This window comes from Rickettsia helvetica, assembly GCF_963970025.1.
GTDB lineage: Bacteria > Pseudomonadota > Alphaproteobacteria > Rickettsiales > Rickettsiaceae > Rickettsia > Rickettsia helvetica.
In genome coordinates this window covers 698929-717638 of the sequence record NZ_OZ018776.1, presented here as the reverse complement: position 1 = coordinate 717638, position 18710 = coordinate 698929, and the positions used below count along the sequence as shown (strand labels likewise).

Below are 18710 nucleotides of genomic sequence, written 5' to 3'. Positions count from 1 at the left end.
GTAAAGATATATTAATTTATTAGTATTTTATTTACTTTTGCTCCTCTTCCTGCTGTTTATACCAAAGTTCGGCATAATAGCCTTTGTGCTGTAGCAAGGTTTTATGGTTGCCTCGTTCGACTATATAGCCGTTATCCAAAACGATAATCTCGTCTGCATCGATAATAGTTGATAGTCTATGGGCAATGATAAGGGTAGTATGGCATGCCGAGAGCTCTTTAAGGCTTGCTTGAATTAGCTTGTCGGTTTTAGTATCAAGCGAGCTAGTTGCTTCATCAAAAACATATATTGCCGGATTTTTTAGGATGGTTCTTGCGATTGCAATACGCTGTTTCTCACCACCCGAAAGCTTTAAGCCTCTCTCGCCTACCTGCGTCTCATACCCTTCGGGTAGCATGCTAATAAACTCATGAATATGAGCATTTTTTGAGGCTGCTATAACTTTATCATAACTAGCTGCATTATTACCGTACGCAATATTGTAATATATCGTATCGTTAAACAACACCGTATCTTGCGGGACAATTCCGATAGATTTACGAAGCGACTGTTGCGTTACTTCTCTTATATCTTGATCGTCTATAGTAATATTGCCGCCATTAATATCGTAAAACCTAAATAGCAAGCGTGATATCGTCGATTTCCCTGCCCCGCTACTACCGACTACTGCTAAGATTTTACCGCTCTTGATCGTAAAACTTATATTATGCAAAATCGGACGTTCCTGATTATAAGCAAAGCTAACATTATCGAAACTAACCTCACCTTTTGAGATAATTAGCTCCTTAGCATCTACCGCATCCTGTACTTCTGCCGGTATATCAAGCAGCTTAAACATATCTTCCATACTAACTAGAGCGTTTTTAATTTCTCTATAGGCAAAGCCAAGTATTGAAAGCGGAATTGATAGCTGAAATAGATAAGTATTAACCATTATTAAATCGCCGACGGTCATTTTATTCTGATTAATAGCATTTGCCGAAAGTATCATAAGGCTAACAAGCCCTAAGGATATTATAACATCCTGCCCTATATTTAAAATCGATAGGCTGTTAGTAGTTTTAGTGGCTGATTTTTCATAAGTTTGTAAAGCCTCATTAAACTTTACCGCCTCATATTCTTCATTACCGAAATATTTAACGGTTTCAAAATTCAGTAAACTATCGATCGCCCTATTATTGGCAGTGTTATCGCTTTGGTTCATTTCCCTTGCAAAAGAAATACGCCAAGTACTGATTAAGAAAGTATAGCCAACATAAACTATCATTGTTATTAAGATAGTCACGGCAAACCAAATACCGTAAACATACCATAACATCCCGCTTACTAGTATAATTTCTACGCTTGTCGGGAAAATATTAAATAATGAATATCGCAGCACCACTTCAATACCTTTAGTACCACGCTCTATTGACCTACTTAAGCCTCCTGTTTTTCTAGTAATGTGAAAACGCATACTTAAATTATGCATGTGCTTAAAGACATTTAGAGCAACTAAGCGTGTTGCTTGATGTCCTACCTTTGAAAAAATAATATTTCGTAATTCACTGAAAATTTGAACAAGTATTTTTGTTCCGCCATATGCAACAATAATCCCGATAATAACCAAAAGAGCAAAATTTTTATTTAGCCCATCTATTATACATTTATAAACAATCGGAACAAAAATATTTATTACTTTAGCTATGACTAGACAAATAAGAGAGGTAACAATACGCAGGCGTATATCAACATCCTTCGACCATAAATACGGCAGAAGTAGATAGAATGAATTTTTGTGATTGTTGTTTTTGAACATTTTTGAAGTTTTCAGCGTCATTGCGAGCGGGCATTGTTGCATGGAGCCTAAATCGTCATTGCGAACAGCCATAGGCTGCGTGGCAATCTCATGAAATCATAATAAACTCCTGAGATTGCTTCGTCAATTGCTATGCAATTTCCTCGCAATGACGTTTTTATTAATTACGCCCCGGCAGCAGGCAAAGTCTTCTTCGGCTGATTTTCTAACAACTTATCTAGCCTTCCCTCTTTTTCAAGATCAAACAGATCATCACAACCGCCAACATGCATATTATCTATAAATATCTGCGGGACGGTCTTTTTTCCACCGGCTTTCTTAATAAATTTTTCTTTCTCTTCCTGAGTAAAATTACTTACTTCAATTTCCTCATAAGCAACATTTTTCTCATCAAGCAATGCTTTAGCTTTTATACAATAAGGACAACTAGCGAGAGTATAAATAATAATTGTGTGTAATATAGCTTTATTCATAATGTTATATTTTTTTGTTAGATTTTAATATATTATCTTAAACTATAGTTTTTAAAGCAAGTAAAAATGCATGAATAATTTTTCTATTATCTCAGAATATAAACCAGCAGGCGATCAACCAAAAGCAATAGATGAAATTATAATAGGATTAAATAGTAAGAAACGCTCACAAATGTTGCTTGGTATTACGGGATCAGGCAAAACTTTTACTATGGCGAATATTATAGAGAGAACTAATCGCCCTACTCTTATTATGGCTCATAATAAAACTTTAGCTGCCCAAATCTATTCAGAGATGAAATCGATTTTTCCAAAGAATGCCGTTGAGTATTTTATCTCATATTATGATTATTACCAGCCCGAAGCATATATAGCACGCACCGATACTTTTATAGAAAAAGACTCATCAATTAATGAGCAGATTGATTTAATGCGTCATTCCGCTACAAGATCGTTATTAGAGCGTCGTGACGTTATAGTAGTTTCTTCCATTTCTTGTATTTACGGGCTTGGCTCTCCTGATTTGTATTATCAAATGACGGTTAATTTAGAGCCTGGTCAAAGCTATCCTCGTGATAAGCTGTTAAATGATTTGGTAAATCTACAATATGAGCGTAACGATATCGGGTTTGAGCGTGGCTGTTTTCGAGTTAAAGGGGATAATATCGATATTTTTCCCTCGCATTATAGCGATAAAGCTTGGCGTTTATCGTTTTTCGGTAATGAACTTGAGTATATACATGAATTCGATCCCCTAACAGGCGAAAAACTTGCTAAGCTCGATAAAGCTATGGTCTTTGGTAATTCGCACTTTGTGATGCCTCAAGAAACGGTAAATAATGCCATATCAGGCATTGAAGAAGAATTACAAAAACGCTTAGAGTTCTTAAAGTCACAAGATAAACCACTTGAAACGCAAAGGCTAAATCAACGTACTCAATATGATCTTGAAATGTTAACGGAAACAGGCAGCTGTAAAGGCGTTGAAAACTACTCTCGCTTTTTCACAGGACGTAATGCCGGTGAGCCGCCACCAACATTATTCGAGTACCTACCGGAAGATGCGTTATTATTTGTTGATGAAAGCCATGTATCCGTACCGCAAATTAGAGCGATGTATAACGGCGATCGAGCAAGGAAAGAAGTTTTGGTAGAGCATGGGTTTCGTCTGCCCTCTGCTCTTGATAATAGACCTTTAAAATTTGAAGAATGGGAAAAATTCAGACCGCAAACCGTTTTTGTATCAGCAACTCCAGGACTGTTCGAGTTAGAAGAAACCGGCGGCACGGTTGTAGAATTGATTATCAGACCTACGGGACTGCTTGATCCTGAATGTATTATCAAACCTGCTACTAACCAAGTTGAGGATTTAATTAGCGAGATTCAAAGCACTATCGCTAAAGGTTTCCGTGTTCTAGTCACCACCTTAACTAAAAAAATGGCAGAAGATTTAACCGCCTATTTACAGGAACTAAAATATAAAACCTCTTATTTACATTCTAACGTTCATACTCTAGAACGTATCGAAATTTTACGAGATTTAAGACAAGGTACTATTGATATTTTAGTGGGTATTAATCTATTAAGGGAGGGGCTTGATATCCCTGAATGCGGCTTAGTTGCTATACTTGATGCAGACAAAGAGGGGTTTTTGCGGTCGGAAGTATCGTTAATACAAACAATAGGAAGAGCTGCAAGAAATAGCGAGGGTAAAGTTATACTTTATGCCGATAAAATGACTAAATCTATTGATAAAGCCGTTAGTGAAACGTTGCGTAGAAGGCAAATTCAACAGGAATATAATGAAAAACACGGCATAATTCCAAAAACCATCAACCGTGCTATTCACGCTTTAGCAGAACTTGAGAAAATCGATAGTAAGCTTGATAAAAAACAAACTCATAATTTATTTGATAACCCTGCTAAGCTAAAAGCTCATATTGACAAATTAAAGAAAGAAATGCTTAAAGCCGCAAGTAATCTTGAATTTGAACAAGCCACAAAACTTCGTGATCAGCTAAAAACTCTAGAAGAGGCGGCACTCGAGTTGAGTTAATGGTGTACGTTGTGGATACCAAAATCGTCATTATGAGTAGGCATTGTGGCGTGGAACGATTTTTTCGTCATTGCGAGGAAAATTACGAAGTAATTGACGAAGCAATCTCAGGAGTTTGTTATTTGTTATTATTTCATGAGATTGCCACGCCAGCCTACGGCTGTTCGCAATGACGACTCTAGTATCCACACAACAACGCCTATTAACAACACCTAAAACTCTTCCTATGATACGGTGATAAGCCGTGGGTATTAATAGCTTCGATATGCTCTTTAGTACCATAGCCGGAATTTTTGTGCCATAAATATTGTGGGAATTCAGTGCTTAAATCTAACATCAAACGATCCCTAGTAACTTTTGCAATAATGGAAGCCGCTGCAATCGATAACGATAAATTATCACCGTTAACTATACTGACAAATCTTGCATCCTTAAACTGCATATTACCGTCAACTAAAACTTTCTCCGGCTTAGTTGTAAGATTTGCCGCAGCAATAGAACAAGCTTTTTTAGTTGCCTCTAATATATTAATCTCATCAATTTCGGTATGAGAAATAATAGCGGTTGACCAAACATAGTTACTAGTTATTTGCTCATATAGTAATTCTCTTTTCTTTTTGGAAAGCTTTTTAGAATCTTTAATACCCGTTATAATATTGGCGTTATCTATTATAACGGCACTTGCTACTACTGGACCTGCGAGCGGTCCTCTACCTGCTTCATCTATACCTGCTACAACATACTCCTGATATTTCTTCTCAAAATGTAATAGATCTACTTCCATAATTGTATTTTTTTAATTTTTGATATATGATAGAGCAGTTTAGAATTACAAAAAAGTAAAAGTGCAAAATTATTTTCAATTACTAGGGCTCCCGCAAGAGTATAATATTGATTTAAAGATATTAGAAAAGCAATATTTTGCTATGCAGGTAAAATATCATCCCGATAAAGCAAAAACTTTGCAGGCAAAGGAACAAAATCTAATTACTGCGGCTGAATTAAATAACGCTTACTCTACTCTTAAAGATGCCTTAAAGCGTGCCGAATATATGCTGCTTTTGCAAAATATAAATTTGAATGATGAAAAAACACGCAGTTTACTTTCGCCGCTAGAATTAAGCATATTCTGGGATGAAATGGAAATAATTGAAAATACTATCTTATTTAGTGATCTAGAAAAAATAAAAGATAAATATGAATTAATGGAAAAGCTCGAGATTGATTCTTTAAAACAAGCTTTTGAAGAACAAAATCTATCAGACGCAACTATAAAAACTAGCAAGCTTAAATATATTGGGACATTGCTGCATAAACTGCAAGAAAAAATAAATTCATGCAAATAATAGAAATTAGGGAACCAGAGCAAGCTGATCTTAAGCAAGAACAGCAAATAGCAGTCGGTATCGATTTTGGCACTACTAACTCATTAATAGCTATTGCAGCTAATAGAAAAGTTAAAGTTATTAAATCTATAGATGATAAAGAATTAATCCCAACTACTATAGATTTTACAAGTAACAATTTTACTATAGGTAATAATAAGGGACTTCGTTCTATTAAAAGATTATTCGGTAAAACATTAAAAGAAATTTTAAACACTCCGGCACTTTTTTCTTTAGTTAAAGATTATTTAGATGTAAATAAAGGCGAGCTTAAGCTAAATTTTGCTAATAGACATCTTCCCACACCAGCTTATAGAGAGGAATTTAAAGGAGACACGGACCGCAGCACCGCAGCGTATATAGACATACGCGAGGATGTGGGTACCGGTTCGACGTCTAAATTACCTCTAGAAGCGAAGTGTGGGAAGATGTCTATTAAAAGGATGCGGATTCCTGAAATTGCAGCAGAAGTTTTTGTTTACCTAAAAAATCAAGCAGAGAAACAATTAAAGACTAATATAACTAAAGCAGTAATAACAGTACCTGCACATTTTAACGATGCAGCAAGAGGCGAAGTAATGCTTGCGGCTAAAATAGCAGGTTTTGAAGTATTAAGGCTAATTGCCGAACCGACGGCAGCTGCCTATGCTTACGGCTTAAATAAAAATCAAAACGGTTGTTATTTAGTATATGACCTAGGCGGCGGCACTTTTGATGTATCTATTCTTAATATACAAGAAGGTATTTTTCAAGTTATAGCAACAAATGGCGATAATATGCTTGGTGGCGACGATATAGATGTAGTAATTACACAATATCTTTGTAATAAATTTGATTTACCTAATTCTATAGATACTTTACAACTTGCAAAAAAAGCAAAAGAAACTTTAACATATAAAGATAGTTTTAATAATGATAATATGTCAATTAATAAGCAAATATTAGAACAATTAATTTTACCTTTAGTAGAACATACTATCAATATAGCTAAAGAGTGTTTAGAACAAGCAGGAAATCCAAATATAGACGGAGTTATTTTAGTAGGAGGTGCAACCCGCATTCCTTTAATAAAAGACGAATTATATAAAGCATTTAAAGTAGATATTCTATCAGATATCGATCCTGATAAAGCAGTTGTATGGGGGGCTGCATTACAAGCAGAAAATTTAATAGCACCCAATACAAATTCATTATTGATTGATGTAGTACCTCTATCGCTGGGCATGGAATTATATGGTGGTATAGTTGAAAAAATCATCATGCGTAATACTCCGATTCCTATTTCGGTAGTAAAAGAATTTACGACTTATGCCGATAATCAAACCGGTATACAATTTCATATATTGCAAGGTGAACGTGAAATGGCTGTAGATTGCCGTAGCTTGGCTCGATTTGAGTTAAAAGGATTACCTCCTATGAAAGCAGGAGATATTAGAGCCGAAGTTACTTTTGCTATTGACGCAGACGGTATATTATCCGTTTCTGCTTATGAGAAAATCAGTAATACATCACATACTATAGAAGTAAAGCCAAATCATGGTATTGATAAAACGGAGATTGATATTATGTTAGAAAACGCTTATAAAAATGCTAAAATAGATTATACTACAAGATTATTACAAGAAGCAGTAATTGAAGCAGAGGCTTTAATCTTTAGCATAGAACGTGCTATAGCGGAATTAACAGCTTTATTATCGGACAGTGAGATATCTATAATTAATTCTTTATTAGATAATATAAAAGAAGCCACACACGCTAGAGATCGGATCTTAATTAATAATTCTATTAAAGATTTTAAATCCAAAATAAAGCAATCTATGGATACAAAGTTTAATATAATAATTAATGATTTGCTAAAAGGCAAAAATATCAATCAAATTAAATAGCCTCAGTTATATATAAAGTTTTATATATAATCGAGCTAATTTAGATAAGGAAAAATAAGAAGAATGTCAGGAAAAATAAAAGTAACATTTATTATAAATGATGGAGAAGAAAAAACAGTAGAAGCACCGATAGGGCTTTCTATTTTAGAAATTGCCCATAGTAACGATCTAGACCTTGAGGGAGCTTGTGAAGGATCGCTTGCTTGTGCTACTTGTCACGTTATTTTAGAAGAAGAATTTTACAACAAATTAAAAAAACCTACGGAAGCAGAGGAAGATATGCTTGACTTAGCCTTCGGTCTTACCGATACTTCTAGATTGGGATGTCAAATTATTTTAACCGAAGAATTAGACGGCATAAAAGTACGCCTTCCTTCTGCTACTCGTAATATAAAATTATAATGGATTAAAAAAGTGATACGTAAAATACTTCTTTTTGTGTTTTTAGCCTTTACTATAATATGGTTTGCAACTGCATATACTATAAAAAATAACGTTGTAAGTTTAATTAAAAATTCTGAATCCGATAATCTTAAAATATCTTATAATGCCGTTAAGTTTTCAGGCTATCCTTTTAATTGGAAAATTACCGTAACGGATCCTAAAGTAAAATTAATTGATCATGTAAATTCTAAAGAATTTACTAGCAAAAATATTGTCCTAAATATAGCTTTTAGTACTAAAAGAGCTGCTCTTAATTTCGGTCCTTTTATTAGAGAAGTCGATAATTACGGCGACAAAACATTTACCTATGATGTACGCAGCGATGATGACATAAAGGGTATAGGAAAATTTAATAAACCTTTATATAAAATATCAAAAGATGCTAATTTAAAAGAAATATTAAAATCAATTCAGTTAAATAATAAAGCATTATCGATATTTAAAGATAATCAAGAAATTTTTAAAATTAATGATTTAGCATTTCTTATAAGAAAACAGAATTTAGCAAGTGAGGAAAATATATCCTTATTTTTAAATATGAATTATTATTCAGAAAAAGATATTTTGAATTTTAAAAATGCTAATTTAGATATTGCTGCTTCTTTAAAATTTGCTGAAGACGGAGAAGATTCAGCTATTTTACAAAATTTTAATATAGAAAGATTTATTTTTACTTGTGATAATGATTCTAAAGTTAATTTAAACGGTGCTTTACAATTCTGTGCCAATAAATTACCGGAAGGAAAACTATATTTTGAGCTGGAAAATTATAATTCCATAGTTGATAAATTATTACCGAATAATATTATTTTTTCCAAGAAAATAATTAAAACAATTATTGCTAAAGCAATTAATAAAGCTTCCGACGAGCAATTAAATATAGATCAAAATGATGTAAATTCGGCTTACAATAATATAGAAAAAGCTAAGTTTGATATTGAGTTTTCAGACAAAGGGATAAATATCAGTTCTATTAATTTATTAGAACTCAAACTTGGTGAACATAAAGAAGACCAAAACACCGAAAATAATCCAAATTAGTTTTATGAATAATTTTAAACTAGCTACTATTATTAGCATATTTCTTATTTGCAGTAATATTTATGCTGCTCCAAAAGTCATTAAAATCGGTACCGGCTCTATTTTAAAAGGATATTATGCTATTGGACTTGATTTATGCAAGACTATTACAAATGATGATAAAAATAATGAACATATTAAATGTGAAGTTGTTGTAACAAACGGCAGTATAGAAAATTTAAAATTATTACAACAAGGCAAAATTGATTTAGCTTTAGTGCAGGCCAATATTGCAGTAGAAGCATATAAGGGCATAGGTTATTATCACGATCAAGAAAAAATGCAAAATTTACGTCAGGTGCTTAATCTACATGATGAGTTTTTTACGGTTATTGTAAAAGATGAGGATAAAATAAAAGTTTTTGCTGATATTGACGGAAAAAAAATAACTAACGGTCCAGCATTTTCCGGTAGTAATATTACTTATGATGCCGTACGTTCTTTATATAAATTTTCTAAGGAACCTGAAGAGCTACACATTAATTATGAAGATTCTATTAATAAATTCTGTAATAAGGAAATAGATGCTATAATAATGATGGTTGGACACTCTAACCCCTTAGTAAATCTAATAGCTAATAAGTGTGAAGTTGATTTCGTTTCAATTGAAAATGATAAAATAGCAGAATTAGTAAAACAAAATAGAGCTTTTCATAAAACGGTGCTTCACAAAGGGTTATATCAAAGGATTACCGATGATCAAACTACAGTAAAAGTATCGGCAATCCTAGTAACTAGAGATAAGGTAAATCGTGATATTTTAGACAAATTTATCGGAGCTTTTCATAGAAACGTAGCAAATTTCAAACTTTCTAATTACTTATTAAATAACCTCGACATTAACTATTTCACCGATACTAAAAATTTTGTTCTACCAAAACATGATTCAGTAAGAAACAAAAACTAACAATATCTTATGTCTGAAAATACTATATTTAAAAATATACTTATACCTATAGATTTAAATGATAAAAAATCTATAAAAGGTATTCTTTCTAAGGCTTTAATGCTTGCGACGAACTTTCAAGCAAAATTACATTTTATGTATGTAATTCCTGAATTCGGTACGAAAATGTTTGAAGATTATTTACCTAAAAATTGGAGAATGGAGAAAAAAGAAAAGTATCAAGCTCAAATTAAAGACCTTATTAAACATTATATTCTCGATGAAATTGAAACAGATTATTATATAGGTAGCGGTGCCGTTTATGATGAAATAATTAAGCACTCTAATGAAATTAAAGCCGATTTAATAATAATCTCTGCAGTCAGACTACAATTAAAAGATTATATGCTTGGACCTAATGCTTCTAAAATCGTCCGTCATTCAGATATATCAGTTTTAGTAGTAAGGGATGAGGAATAAGTATTATTTACGGCTCTTATGTCATCCACGAAAGCGGGAGTGCATTATTGTATGGATCGAAAAACGCACTCGATGTCATACCGTGGCTTGACCACGGTATCTTGTATCATAGGCTGTGTCCTGAGATCCCGCAATCAAGTTGCGGGATGACATTAACCATACGTGGAATAACAATAACTTACAACTTTACTTTTAACTTCACAAAACCTTGATGGCTTTGATATTTCTTTTGTAAATGACAGTTATATTCAAGTAATACGCTTACATTCCCTTTTTCAATTAAAACGCTAGCACCGATATTATAACCGACTTTAGGTTGCTTCAGTAATGCAACGGTTTCATTAACTTCTCTATCTTTCCACTTTACTTTAGTATTAAGTTTTTTGCTCTTATCGTTAAAGTAATTTTCTACAGAAGCTTGAAGTGCAGGCGTAACGCTGAAACCTTCAGCTATTTTTTGTGGAGCTAAAGCTACCTTACCGCCTTAAAATACCGCTCCATAAGTTTTGCTTCTTAGACACAATACTTAAATGCTGAATACCTACATTACTTTCTTGGTACGAACCGTCTTTAGAGTGACCGTATCTTACACCGAGATTTGGAGTAAGAGTAATACCGCCTCTCATAAAATGATTGTAACTTAATAAAGTTTCAAAGTTATAATTATCATTCTTATATTTACCGGTTGCAATAGTACCTAAACGGTTGATTTTACTCTTTACGATATTATGATTGTAAGCAAACATACCTTGGATCATAAAGTTTTTCGGTAATTCTTTTTGTCCGTATAAAGTTACGATATGGCTATCGATATTAGTATTTGACCTGCTACCGCTAGATTTAAACTTTGAATCCAATTTAATACCGACTAAATCTTTATAGTTATCAAAGCCAATATCAAAACCTATAGTACCGCCCGAAGCTTGACCTTTATAACCGCCTAAACCTTTTTGCGTATTAATACCGTAAGTACCTGCGATCCAAGCCCCCTTGATCTAACACTCTTTCATCTTCATCACCCCCGCAGCACTAGAGAACATTCTATGCGATATAATATTACGGCTCATTTGAGCGATATCACGAATCGGATTATATATTGCTCCAATCATTTCTTCGTCTTGTTTTACTGCATTTTGCATTTCTGCAACTTCAGCAGCTTCAACTCTTACAGCTTCAGCACTTCTTACTTCTTCTGCTTCCTTTATAGAAGCAGCTACTTTTGCCTCCTCTTCTTTTTTTGCTTCCTCTTATTTCAAGTTTTCAAGGCTATCTTCAGAATCCTTAGATTCTAATTTATTTACAATTACTGCAGTGCTACTAGATACTTCTACTTTTGTTTGCTCCCGTATTATATTATCATCATCATCAAAGTCTTCAATATTGCCCTCTACAGGAACAATCCTCTCTATACGTCGAACAATCATAATTTCTATATCAGTATGCGGAGCTTCTTCCACCGGAGGCGGAACTACCTCTACATCTTCCATATTAATAACCACCGGTGCCGGTGCTAATGGAGCTGTAGCGACGGAGCAGCTATTACCTCTTCAGGGGGGGCTGTGCCGGTAAAACTAACGGTGCAACAGGGGGGGGAGGCTATAGGAGCAACAGCAGGAACTACTACAACTACTCCCCCATAGCTTATAACGTCTCCATTTGCTACTGCTTGTGTTGCTGCTGACTCTGGAAGTCTTGTAGCAACTTCTTCTTCATTTACAGCTGCCGCTGCTATAACTCTGCAGCTAACCTAGGATTATTCGTTTTAAGTTGCTGCATTAAGCCTGCATCTTGATTTATTCTAACACATAGATTTCTTGTGTCTTGATCTATACTACTTGCTACTTCTCTTTTAGGACTGATGAACTCAATATCAGTTCCTTCTTTTATAGCTTGAGCTAATTGATTTATATTACCATCAAGTGCATCTGCATTTTTAGTTGTATATTTCTCAAAAACTTCTTCTACAATTAATGCTTTTAACTTTTCTTTTCCTTTAATTTTTATTGCTAACTCCTTTTTTAACTCAGTGTTAACTGAAGCTGCTATAGCTTGAACGGCAGCTTCGTATTTTTTTCCTATTTCAGAAGTAGGAGCAATATAAACTACTTCACCTTCATCTATATCGGGTTTTTTAAGAAAAAGATTTTCGATAGGCTTTAAAATATTCATCTTTCTAACCAGACCATCCATACCAAGCCTATTATATCGGCGGTGGCATGCCTACACCAACAACAGGAGCAGCAGCTGCCCTAACTGCTAAAGCTTTTGCTTTTTTTATTTCTTTTAATACCGCTTCTATTTTCTTATCACTTATTACATTAAGAAATTTTACAATTTCTTCTTTTGAGAAATCTTTAGTATCAGGTGTTAAAGCTTTCATTTTTACATTGAAATTATTTTGTACGGCGGTCTGTTATATTTTTCTCCGTAATATGCTTAGAAGCTTTAGATAAATCGGCTGGATTATCGGCTAAAACTTTTTTCAGTAATTTAGCTTTGGTATCAACTGCCGTTTCATAAATTTTTGATAATGTTGCCGGGGCAGCTTTATTTTATAAAAATGTTAAATCGCCACTATCTATATTACTTTCCACTGTTAAATTAACAATATTGTTATTAATCCAATTATTTACTTGAATATCTACTTCATTTGCTTTAGGAATAAAGGCTATATTATCATGTACGTCTCCTTTATTAAGAGCAAGATCTAGTGCATCGGAAAATTTTAAAGTATTAAAATTATCAACAATTCTCTCTATTTCATTATTTAAAGAATTTGCTCCTAAAACATTTTCATTTTTAGTAATATAATCTATTCTTGATATAATTGTTTTCTTACCTTGTAGTTCATCTTTTATTTTTATTTCATTACTTCTTGCCGTAATATGATCTTGTAAGTCCAGCGGTAATTTACCAAAAGTATAATTTAAACGGTCTATTGCGTTATGCTCTTCTTCATTAAACAGCTCTTTAAAAAATTCCTCGTTGGCTATTTTATTATTTAAAGTTAAAGCTTGCCTTGAAATTTGCTTTATTAAATCATCATCTTTTAATCTATTCCAAATATTCTTAGCTTTTATTATTAGCTGTGCTTTATCAGGATTTGCTTCTGAAAATCATTTCAAAGACTCATGTGGAGCTTTTCCTTCCTCTAAAGTTAAAAGTGTTTTTATTGTAATTCCTAAATCATTTTCTGCACCTAATGTTCTTACTTCTAATGTTTCAGGATTTTTTGTATTTTTACATCTCGTTATGAAATATGCCTTCTAAAGTATTTGGAGCTACAAGGATTTCTGCAACTGCCGCTGCAGCTGCTCCACCTATAACGGAGGCAGGTACTCCTCCCACTACAGCTGCACCTTCTTTTGCTTTTAGATCATGACCTGCTAATTTTAATTCAGGACTAAGATCAGCTATCGCATCCAAATTATTTAAATTTCTAACCGCTCTACCTGTTGGTCGAGGCGGTGACATTGTATTATTAAGCCCTACTAAACGCTCATTATCTGTTTTTATTTCACCTACGGTCTTTGTTAGGACAAGTGCTAGATCACTCATTGTGAAAGCATCAAAATTATCTATAAATGCTTGCATTTTCTTGCCATCCAAATCTTTAGCTATTAAACCGGCATCTTTTAAAATCTTATTATAATTCTTTAAACCCTCTTCATTAACTACCTTATTTTTACCGTTATCGATATATGCCGTCTTTAATTCAGCCATTTTCTCTAAATAAGTAACTAATCTTGCAGGATCAGCTAGTTTTATTATAGCCTGTCTTGTAGGAATATTAGATTTGTTAGCCTCAAGTTCAACTAAGTTTTGAGTAACATAATTTTCAAATTGATTTAATAATTTACGCTTTGTTTCCGGGGTCGCTACACTTTTAAACTTTTTTAATAAATCACTTTGTCCGGGTTTATAATAATCAACTTTAATATCTGCATTTCTTATATTAGCATCAGTAATATTAGTGCTAAAATATACATGTTCAAAAGTTTCTTTTGTTAAAGGGGCTTCAACATAATTATTTACAACTTTTAAATTATCATTAGCATCTACACCACCTGCCATAGCTATATATTTTAACTGCTCCAAAGGTATATTTAAATTTTCTATGTTATTAAAATGTATAGCCTTTTTAATTTTATCGTTAACACTTACAGCATTTACTCCTTCAGCTTTAGCGAGGATTTCCAATATTTGAAGCCTAATTTTCTAGAGCCATCTCTTGCTCGTTACGTCCTGTTTCTACTGCTGTATTACCTGTTAAATCAACAACTTCAACACTGGCTACACGTGCTTCTCTTCTTTCTCTAGCACCGTTAAGTACAGGAGCAGCTGCTTGAAGCCTAGTGACTTCTATTATTTCGTTATTGAATAATCTTCTTTCCCCTGGCATAAGATCATCAAAAAGATCAGCAAAATCTTCACGACCTTGCATCCCTCTTATAATATTAAGCTTTTGTGCAGGGATTAATGCTTCATACTCCTGAGTATGATTCAATATATCATAGATTTCTATATCCCCTTTTGCTACGCTAGGCATACCGGTCATGATTGCCGCATTAGCACAGCTAAGTAAGAATAATTTTGTAAGTTTAGAATTTATAGATTTCATATTTTTTCCATAATATCTAATTCCCCTTTAATAAATATTAATTAAAATATTAATATTTTCATTATTATTAAAGGGATAGTACACGAAAAAAATATTATATCAAGACATTTTTATTGATAGGATACAAGGTAGATTAGTAACGTAAGTTTTATATTATAGTTTAATATTTGTAATAATCGTAATGTTTAATTTTTGTTAACGATTAATTAATTTATTAATGCCCTTGTGGTGCGTTATACGACATTACTTTTATACATGCAAGCTATATTATTAAATTTTTCATTATTTTTAAAATGCTTTATAATCAATGCAAGTAGCACGTTTAAGATACGGAATAAATTCTTCTACTATTCTTGGTAAAATCCATCAAATCATTAAAGCTATTCATGTAGAGCTACATTATTCAAAAAATGAAATCCTAGAAGCTTATCTAAATCTAGTGCCTTACGGTAGTAATATTGAAGGGGTAGCAGCTGGCAGTTATATTTACTTCAATCATGACCTAAAAGATTTAAATTTGATCGATATTCTAAGCCTTGCAGTAATCCCGCAAAATCCGCTTAAAAGAGGCGGGAATGATATTAATATTTTTAAAGCACGTAAATATCTATTTACCGAATGGCTCACGACTCACCCACAAGATATTATTTATAATAAGTTAATTAGTTTGCCGATTAAATTTAATCAAAATAAAAATCTTCCTTTTATCACACCGCATTTTACTTTAGATATACTAACCGGTAATGATAGCCCTATTATATATACTACTAATAGATAAAAATCTACAAACTACTATAGAGAAACAAGTTCGGCTATATATTAATGATCGGAAAAAATACGGCATTAATAATGCCTCCATAATTCTTATTGATTTTACTACTATGGAAGTGCTTGCAAGTATTGACTCCGGAGAGTTTTTTAATAACGATATTTGCGGACAGATTATAACGGCACTAAAAGTCGAAGATCTCCAGGCTCAGCTTTAAAACCGTTTGTCTATGCACTTAGTTTTGATCAATCACTAATACATCCGCTAACCTTACTAAGGATACACCTACTTACTATGATCATTATAAACCGGAAAATTTTGATAGCAGATTTACAGGTGGGTTAGGTGCTAGAGAATCGTTAAATAAAGAGCCGTAACGTACCTGTAATATTTCTAGCATCTAAGTTAAAAAACCCGAATTTTTATGAGTTCTTACAACAAGCAAAAATTAGCGGCTTATGAAAACCTGAAAATTACAGCTTATCTGTACTAGTTAGGAGTTGATCTGACAGTAAGAAGTTGTTGGGTACGAAAAAAAAGATATACTCGTACCCGGCAAAAATTTAACAACCTCTAAAAAAAGGAGACTGTCAGATGACAATATACCAACAAAAAATAATAAAGCCAAGAATTGGTTTATTACAACTAGCAGAACAACTAGGTAACGTATCGCAAGCATGTAAAGTAATGGGTTATAGCCGAGATACATTTTACCGCTATAAAGAGCTTCATGAACAAGGTGGAGAAGAAGCGCTATATGAGATGAGCAGAAGAAAGCCTTGTTTAAAGAACCGAGTACCAGCAAGTGTTGAAGATGCTATAGTTAATATTACAGTTGAATATCCCGCTTATGGTCAAGAACGTACAGCTAATGAGCTACGCAAGAAAGGAATAATTATTTCAGGAGGAGGCGTAAGATCAGTTTGGCTTCGTCATGATTTAGAAAATTTTAAGAAACGCTTAAAAGCTTTAGAAAATAAGGTAGCAAGCGACGGTATTATTCTAAATGATATACAGTTAACAGCTCTTGAAAAAGTAAAAAACAAACGTGAAGCAAGCGGTGAGATTGAGAGTTTACATCCCGGTTATCTTGGTTCTCAAGATACCTATTATGTAGGGAATATAAAAGGTATAGGACGTATTTATCAGCAAACTTTCGTTGATACTTATTCTATTGCTATTTGTAAACTTTATACAGAAAAAACAGCTATAACGAGTGCAGACCATCTTAACGATAGGGTTATACCATTTTTTGAAAGCTATAATATTCCTCTGGTTCGGATATTAACAGATAGAGGAACGGAGTATTGTGGCAAGCCTGAGCATCATGCTTATCAGTTATATCTTGGTATTGAAAATATAGATCATTCTAAAACTAAAGCCTATAGTCCTCAAACTAATGGGATATGTGAACGATTCCACACAACTATGCAAGAAGAATGTTATCACATTTTATTCCGCAAAAAGTTTTATTCTACATTAGAAGAGCTACAAACTGATATAGATAACTGGCTTGTAGGTTATAATAATGAAAGAACTCATTCAGGTAAACATTGTTACGGTAAAACGCCAATGCAAACTTTTAAAGATTCTCTTTATATTGCAATTAATAAAAATATTGATAATATAGAGACAATATCAGACAACTTGACCTTAACTTATCAAGCTGCCTGATTACTCAATACTGTCAGATCAACTCCTAACTAGTACAGCTATCTATAGTACTCGGCACAGCAGAAATTACTCTTGAAGAGTTAACTACTCTTTATGCTATGCTTGTAATCTCGGTACTTATAAACCGCTTAAGAAAAACTTGATGTGTCATCCCGTGGTCAAGTCGTGGGATGACACGGACACCGTACTACTATCCCCCGAGGCAAGCTATTTAACACTTGATATTATAAAAGATACGACTCGTCCTATTACCTATAACAATACAAGGCATAACTTACCGATTTATTGGGAAACAGGTACTTCCAGCTCATTTAGAGATGCACTTAGCGTCGGCATATTCGGAAAATACGTACTTGCCGTTTGGGTTGGGTATTTCAAAGGGCAAACTCACGGAACATTTACGGGTAATATTTCTGCAGCCCCTTTATTCTTTAATATTATCGAATCCATAGCTAGACCAAATAAAGATGAAGATTTAATCCTTTCAAAAATTAATGAACTAAATATTACTAAAGTAAAAGTTTGTGCAGATACGGGAGATATCGATAACGATATGTGTCCGGTTAAAGCAGAAATCTTATTCATTAAAGGCAAATCGCCGATAAAACAATCAGGCATTTATAGAAAAATGTTGATAGATTTAAAAACCGGTATGCCTGCTTGCAACTTTATTAAAGGACAAACAGAATATAAAACAGTAAATTTATAGCCGACAGATATGCTTTCGGTTTATCAAAAAGCAGGAATACATATATTACTGAAATCGATACCTACAAACCATTGCAATAGGTTGATAAATTGGTATTATCAAAAACCTAAAATTATATACCCGTTAAAAAATTCCGTACATTTAATTAAAAATAGTGATAATATTACTTTTAGTGCGATTAGCGATAATAAAACCAATAACATTTTTTGGTTTGTGGAGAATAAATTAATAGCAACCGCAAAACCAAACGAAGCAGTAATATAGAAAGCAAAAGCCGGTGAATTTATTGTTAGAGCTATCAGTGATAGCGGCGAAAGCGACAGTATAAAAATTTATATCAAAGAATAAATTAACGGTTACATATAAAATTTAAAATTCCCACAGAAGTTGAGATTAAATCTTTAACAGAAGAAGAAACTGCTCTTGATTCTTTAAAAGCAAATATTGAC

At 33.2% G+C, this 18710-nt stretch carries 17 protein-coding genes and 3 pseudogenes; 10 read left to right on the top strand and 10 right to left on the bottom strand.

The window, feature by feature from the left end; genetic code table 11:
* Positions 1 to 31: 31 nt before the first annotated feature.
* Positions 32 to 1798 (bottom strand): ABCB family ABC transporter ATP-binding protein/permease, encoded by a 1767-nt coding sequence (locus AB1146_RS04295; RefSeq protein ID WP_040611561.1) that lies wholly within the window; start codon positions 1796 to 1798, stop codon positions 32 to 34.
* 164 nt (positions 1799 to 1962) lie between these two features.
* A complete protein-coding gene (gene grxC / locus AB1146_RS04290) occupies positions 1963 to 2271 on the bottom strand; it encodes a glutaredoxin 3 (RefSeq protein WP_010423655.1) in 309 nt (102 codons plus the stop codon).
* A gap of 70 nt (positions 2272 to 2341) precedes the next feature.
* Here grxC and uvrB point away from each other — a divergent pair, with 70 nt between their 5' ends.
* On the top strand, positions 2342 to 4327 hold the full coding sequence (uvrB, locus tag AB1146_RS04285; RefSeq protein ID WP_010423657.1) for an excinuclease ABC subunit UvrB: 1986 nt from the start codon (positions 2342 to 2344) through the stop codon (positions 4325 to 4327).
* A gap of 202 nt (positions 4328 to 4529) precedes the next feature.
* Here the strand turns inward: uvrB and AB1146_RS04280 are convergent, their stop codons facing one another.
* Positions 4530 to 5111 (bottom strand): ribonuclease HII, encoded by a 582-nt coding sequence (locus AB1146_RS04280; RefSeq protein ID WP_010423658.1) that lies wholly within the window; start codon positions 5109 to 5111, stop codon positions 4530 to 4532.
* 61 nt (positions 5112 to 5172) lie between these two features.
* Here AB1146_RS04280 and hscB point away from each other — a divergent pair, with 61 nt between their 5' ends.
* From hscB to AB1146_RS04250, 6 genes are all read left to right on the top strand, one after another.
* A complete protein-coding gene (hscB, locus tag AB1146_RS04275; protein WP_010423659.1) occupies positions 5173 to 5673 on the top strand; it encodes a Fe-S protein assembly co-chaperone HscB in 501 nt (166 codons plus the stop codon).
* Positions 5664 to 7598: a Fe-S protein assembly chaperone HscA gene (gene hscA / locus AB1146_RS04270; protein ID WP_010423660.1), complete on the top strand. Its 1935-nt coding sequence runs from the start codon at positions 5664 to 5666 to the stop codon at positions 7596 to 7598. Before hscB ends, hscA begins: the two co-directional genes overlap by 10 nt.
* A 63-nt stretch (positions 7599 to 7661) precedes the next feature.
* A complete protein-coding gene (locus AB1146_RS04265) occupies positions 7662 to 8000 on the top strand; it encodes a ferredoxin family 2Fe-2S iron-sulfur cluster binding protein (protein ID WP_010423662.1) in 339 nt (112 codons plus the stop codon).
* 12 nt (positions 8001 to 8012) lie between these two features.
* Complete coding sequence (locus tag AB1146_RS04260) at positions 8013 to 9083, top strand: hypothetical protein (protein ID WP_010423664.1); 1071 nt, start codon at positions 8013 to 8015, stop codon at positions 9081 to 9083.
* 4 nt (positions 9084 to 9087) lie between these two features.
* Entirely contained in the window at positions 9088 to 10029 is a 942-nt protein-coding gene (locus tag AB1146_RS04255) for a TAXI family TRAP transporter solute-binding subunit (RefSeq protein ID WP_355403568.1), read from the top strand.
* A gap of 9 nt (positions 10030 to 10038) precedes the next feature.
* On the top strand, positions 10039 to 10488 hold the full coding sequence (locus AB1146_RS04250; RefSeq protein WP_010423665.1) for a universal stress protein: 450 nt from the start codon (positions 10039 to 10041) through the stop codon (positions 10486 to 10488).
* Positions 10489 to 10964: 476 nt separating this feature from the next.
* On the opposite strand, the gene AB1146_RS04245 is transcribed toward AB1146_RS04250, so the two are convergent.
* The 7 genes and pseudogenes from AB1146_RS04245 to AB1146_RS04220 form a co-directional block, all read right to left on the bottom strand.
* Positions 10965 to 11450: an autotransporter outer membrane beta-barrel domain-containing protein gene (locus tag AB1146_RS04245; protein ID WP_232203717.1), complete on the bottom strand. Its 486-nt coding sequence runs from the start codon at positions 11448 to 11450 to the stop codon at positions 10965 to 10967.
* A 33-nt stretch (positions 11451 to 11483) separates the two neighbouring features.
* Positions 11484 to 11627: a hypothetical protein gene (locus AB1146_RS04240; protein ID WP_156790194.1), complete on the bottom strand. Its 144-nt coding sequence runs from the start codon at positions 11625 to 11627 to the stop codon at positions 11484 to 11486.
* A gap of 108 nt (positions 11628 to 11735) precedes the next feature.
* Complete coding sequence (locus tag AB1146_RS04235; protein ID WP_029374836.1) at positions 11736 to 11975, bottom strand: hypothetical protein; 240 nt, start codon at positions 11973 to 11975, stop codon at positions 11736 to 11738.
* A gap of 241 nt (positions 11976 to 12216) precedes the next feature.
* Positions 12217 to 12678: a hypothetical protein gene (locus AB1146_RS04230; protein WP_232203635.1), complete on the bottom strand. Its 462-nt coding sequence runs from the start codon at positions 12676 to 12678 to the stop codon at positions 12217 to 12219.
* 10 nt (positions 12679 to 12688) lie between these two features.
* On the bottom strand, positions 12689 to 12868 hold the full coding sequence (locus AB1146_RS04225; protein WP_010423668.1) for a hypothetical protein: 180 nt from the start codon (positions 12866 to 12868) through the stop codon (positions 12689 to 12691).
* An 860-nt stretch (positions 12869 to 13728) separates the two neighbouring features.
* Positions 13729 to 14634, bottom strand: coding sequence for a cell surface protein (locus tag AB1146_RS08550; protein ID WP_410525668.1), 906 nt, complete (start codon positions 14632 to 14634; stop codon positions 13729 to 13731).
* Positions 14614 to 15037: pseudogene (locus tag AB1146_RS04220) on the bottom strand (cell surface protein); the annotation flags it as partial. The pseudogene AB1146_RS04220 and the gene AB1146_RS08550, both read right to left, overlap by 21 nt.
* Before the next feature lie 376 nt (positions 15038 to 15413).
* Here AB1146_RS04220 and AB1146_RS04215 point away from each other — a divergent pair.
* From AB1146_RS04215 to AB1146_RS04205, 3 genes and pseudogenes are all read left to right on the top strand, one after another.
* Positions 15414 to 16337: pseudogene (locus AB1146_RS04215) on the top strand (transglycosylase domain-containing protein); the annotation flags it as partial.
* Positions 16338 to 16472: 135 nt separating this feature from the next.
* Positions 16473 to 17552: an IS481 family transposase gene (locus AB1146_RS04210; RefSeq protein WP_010420735.1), complete on the top strand. Its 1080-nt coding sequence runs from the start codon at positions 16473 to 16475 to the stop codon at positions 17550 to 17552.
* Positions 17553 to 17590: 38 nt separating this feature from the next.
* Positions 17591 to 18609, top strand: a pseudogene (locus AB1146_RS04205) (penicillin-binding protein 1C); the annotation flags it as partial.
* Positions 18610 to 18710: the final 101 nt, after the last annotated feature.